Below are 3,164 nucleotides of genomic sequence, written 5' to 3'. Positions count from 1 at the left end.
AGGCCGGCGGCGCGCGCGGCCTGCGCATGGCGCGCATCGGCGCCGCGCACGGCCACGGGCTGGGTCTGGTGCCGCGCGAGGATGGCGCGCAGCGCCTTGAAGTCGATGCTGGCCGCGGCCTCTTCCTCGGGCAGCTGGGAGAGGTCGATCACCACCGGCTCCTGCTCGAAGAAGTCGGGCGAGTCGGCCAGCTGCGCGTCGAGCGCGGCGGTGAGCACGGCGAGATCGGCGGTCTTGAGGATCACGGCCACCAGGGGCAGCGTGGCGCTCTTGAATTCGAAAACCGCGCGTGCGCGTGCGGCGGAGGCATCGGCCATCGAGGACGGGGAAAGAGGAGGGGGATGAAAAGAAAAAAGGTTTCGCCAGGCCGGCGAAACCTTCGAAGTTTAATGGCGCGGCACCGTGGCGCGGTGCCGCGCAAGAGGGCTCAATGTGACCGGGCGTTCGCGCCGCGGCCCAGCATGGCCCACAGCAGCAGGGCCCCGAAAGTGGCGGTGCCGATGCCGCCCAGCGCGAACTGGCCGAATCGGAGCGTGAAGTCGCCCGTGCCCAGGATCAGCGTGATGGCGGCGACGATCAGGTTGCGGTTGTCCGAGAAGTCCACCCGGTTGTCGACCCAGATCTTGGCGCCGGCCACGGCGATCAGGCCGAACACCACGATGGACACGCCGCCCATCACCGGCAGTGGAATGGCCTGGATCAGCGCGCCGAACTTGGGACTGAAGCCCAGCACCAGCGCGATGACGGCGGCCACCACGAACACGGCGGTGGAATAGATGCGCGTGGCGGCCATCACGCCGATGTTCTCGGCATAGGTGGTGACGCCCGTGCCGCCCGCGGCGCCGCTGACCATGGTCGCCAGACCGTCGCCCATGAAGGCACGGCCGATCAGCGGGTCGAGGTTGCGGCCGGTCATGGCCGTCACGGCCTTGAGGTGCCCCAGGTTCTCGGCCACCAGGATGATGGCCACGGGCGCGATCAGCAGCATGGCGCTGGCCTCGAAGCGCGGCGCGGTGAAGGCCGGCAGGCCCAGCCACGCGGCGGCCGCCACGCCCGACAGGTCCAGCGGCTTGCCCAGGCCCAGGCCGTTGGCCAGCACGGCATAGACCACGCTGGCCAGCAGCAGCCCGGCCAGGATCAGCAGGCGCTGCAGCATGCCGCGCGCGAACACCGCCACCAGGCCCACGCAGAGGAAGGTCATGGCCTGCATCCAGCTGTCGAAGTTGCCGGCCGCCATGTTCTTGATCGGCACGCTCGCCAGGTTGAGGCCGATCACGGCCACCACCGCGCCGGTGACCACCGGCGGCATGAAGCGCTCGATCCAGCCCGTGCCGACGGCCTGCACCAGGAGGCCGATGCCGAAGTACACCAGCCCGCAGACGATGATGCCGCCGAGCGCCACCGGCAGGTTGGCATTGGGCCCCTGGCCGCCGTAGCCGGTGGCGGCGATCACCACGCCGATGAAGGCGAAGCTCGAGCCCAGGTAGCTGGGCACGCGCCCGCCGGTGAGCAGGTAGAACAGCAGCGTGCCCAGGCCGCTCATGAGGATGGCCACGTTGGGGTTGAAGCCCATCAGGATGGGCGCCAGCACGGTGGCGCCGAACATGGCGATGACGTGCTGCACGCCCATGGCGCCGGTCTGCGGCCAGGACAGGCGCTCATCGGGCGCGACGACGGTGCTGCCCGTCATGGCGACTTCGCGCCACTGGAAAAGGCTCATGGATCTCTCCTCGGAGTGTTGTTGTGGTGAGGGATGCGGTCGCGGTCGCGGGCGGTGGCCGCGCGCCGGCGGGCTCAGCGCGGCTGCAGCACCGCCATGGTCAGGCGCGAGACGCAGGTCAGCTGGCCCTCGTCGTCGCGCAGCTCGATCTGCCAGACCTGCGTGCTGCGGCCGCGGTGCACCGGCCGTGCGGTGCCCGTCACCCAGCCCTTGGAAGCGGCGCGCAGGTGGTTGGCGTTGACGTCCAGCCCCACGGTGCGCTCGTTCTCGGGCACCGAATAGTGGGCGCCGCAGGAGCCCAGCGTCTCGGCCAGCACCACCGACACGCCGCCGTGCAGGATGCCGTAGGGCTGGATGGTGCGGCCATCCACCGGGACGCGGCCGACGATGTAGTCGTCGCCGATCTCCACGAACTCCAGGCCGAGATGCTGGCCCACGGTGCCCACGTGGCTGCGGGTGAGTTCCTCGATCGAGATGGGTTTCTGCCAGATGCGCATGGGTGTCTCCGTCGGCATGGTGGGGGTGTGGATGAACGAGCCGCGGAACTATAGCCAGCGCACCTCGGCGGTGCAGTCGCCTGCGGGCCGCCAGCGCGGGCGTGCACCGTCAGCGCCTGTGAAGGCGACGCTGTTCCTACCCGATTCGCGGCGTGGTCCCACAGTCCGCGCAGGCGGGCGCGCTAGGCTGGCCCGCCAGCCCGCATCGCGGGTTCTCTACACCCCATGGAACGAGGAGCCCCCATGAGCCAGGACGACAAGACCACCCCGCCCGACGCCTTCCGCTTTCCCACTGCCGCCGACCCGCAGGCGGCCGAAAAGGTGGCGCCGCCCGAGAAGCGCGAGCCCGACGAGGACACGCTGGACGAGGGCATCGCCCAGTCCTTCCCCGCCAGCGACCCGGTGTCGGTCACGGTCAGCCCGCCGCCGCGCAAGCGCGAGGACGGCGCGCGGCGGCCGGTGAAGGGCCTGGTCGTGTCCAAGTCCTTCGCGCTGATCGCCTCGGCCGCCATTGCCGGCCTGGCCATCGCCGCCATCAGCCGGCCCGTGGTGCGGCGTCGGCTGCACTGGCGCTGAACGGCGCCGGGCCTCCTATTTGGCGGGCGCGGGCGGAATGTTCAGCCCGCGTGCCACGGCAGGACGCGCCACGAAGGCGTCGAGCACCCGCTGCACCTGCATAAATTCGCCGAAGCCGACCAGCTCGCGCGCCTCGTAGAAGCCCACGAGGTTGCGCACCCACGGAAAGATGGCGATATCGGCGATGGAATAGTCGCTGCCCAGCACCCAGTCCTTGCCCGCGAGGTGCTTGTCCAGCACGCCCAGTAGGCGCTTGGACTCGGCCACGTAGCGGTCGCGCGGGCGCTTGTCCTCGTAGTCCTTGCCGGCGAACTTGTGGAAGAAGCCGAGCTGGCCAAACATGGGCCCGATGCCGCCCATCTGGAACATCA

General features: G+C 70.1%; 5 protein-coding genes. 1 reads left to right on the top strand and 4 read right to left on the bottom strand.

The annotated features are described in order from the left end of the window. The 3 genes from NS331_RS24895 to NS331_RS24885 all read right to left on the bottom strand — a co-directional run. Positions 1-317, bottom strand: a 317-nt coding sequence (locus tag NS331_RS24895; RefSeq protein WP_502263812.1) for a septum site-determining protein MinC, incomplete at its 3' end; no start/stop codon positions are given. 110 nt (positions 318-427) lie between these two features. Beyond that, positions 428-1,720: a solute carrier family 23 protein gene (locus tag NS331_RS24890; RefSeq protein ID WP_058644584.1), complete on the bottom strand. Its 1,293-nt coding sequence runs from the start codon at positions 1,718-1,720 to the stop codon at positions 428-430. A 74-nt stretch (positions 1,721-1,794) separates the two neighbouring features. Next, positions 1,795-2,217 (bottom strand): PaaI family thioesterase, encoded by a 423-nt coding sequence (locus NS331_RS24885; RefSeq protein ID WP_058644583.1) that lies wholly within the window; start codon positions 2,215-2,217, stop codon positions 1,795-1,797. 243 nt (positions 2,218-2,460) lie between these two features. On the opposite strand from NS331_RS24885, the gene NS331_RS24880 reads away from it, so the two are divergent. After that, on the top strand, positions 2,461-2,793 hold the full coding sequence (locus NS331_RS24880) for a hypothetical protein (protein ID WP_058644582.1): 333 nt from the start codon (positions 2,461-2,463) through the stop codon (positions 2,791-2,793). 15 nt (positions 2,794-2,808) lie between these two features. Here the strand turns inward: NS331_RS24880 and NS331_RS24875 are convergent. Further along, on the bottom strand, positions 2,809-3,164 hold a 356-nt coding region (locus NS331_RS24875), incomplete at its 5' end, for a glutathione S-transferase C-terminal domain-containing protein (RefSeq protein ID WP_193758211.1).

Source organism: Pseudacidovorax intermedius (assembly GCF_001476815.1).
GTDB classification, from domain to species: domain Bacteria; phylum Pseudomonadota; class Gammaproteobacteria; order Burkholderiales; family Burkholderiaceae_C; genus Xenophilus; species Xenophilus intermedius_A.
The sequence above is the reverse complement of the archived record's forward strand: the minus strand, read 5'-3'. Positions and strand labels throughout refer to the sequence as shown.

Excerpts from the sequence above, each read along its gene's own strand:
- NS331_RS24890 (WP_058644584.1), bottom strand. The coding sequence starts at position 1,720 with ATGAGCCTTTTCCAGTGGCGCGAAGTCGCCATGACGGGCAGCACCGTC.
- NS331_RS24880 (WP_058644582.1), top strand. The coding sequence starts at position 2,461 with ATGAGCCAGGACGACAAGACCACCCCGCCCGACGCCTTCCGCTTTCCC.
- NS331_RS24885 (WP_058644583.1), bottom strand. The coding sequence starts at position 2,217 with ATGCGCATCTGGCAGAAACCCATCTCGATCGAGGAACTCACCCGCAGC.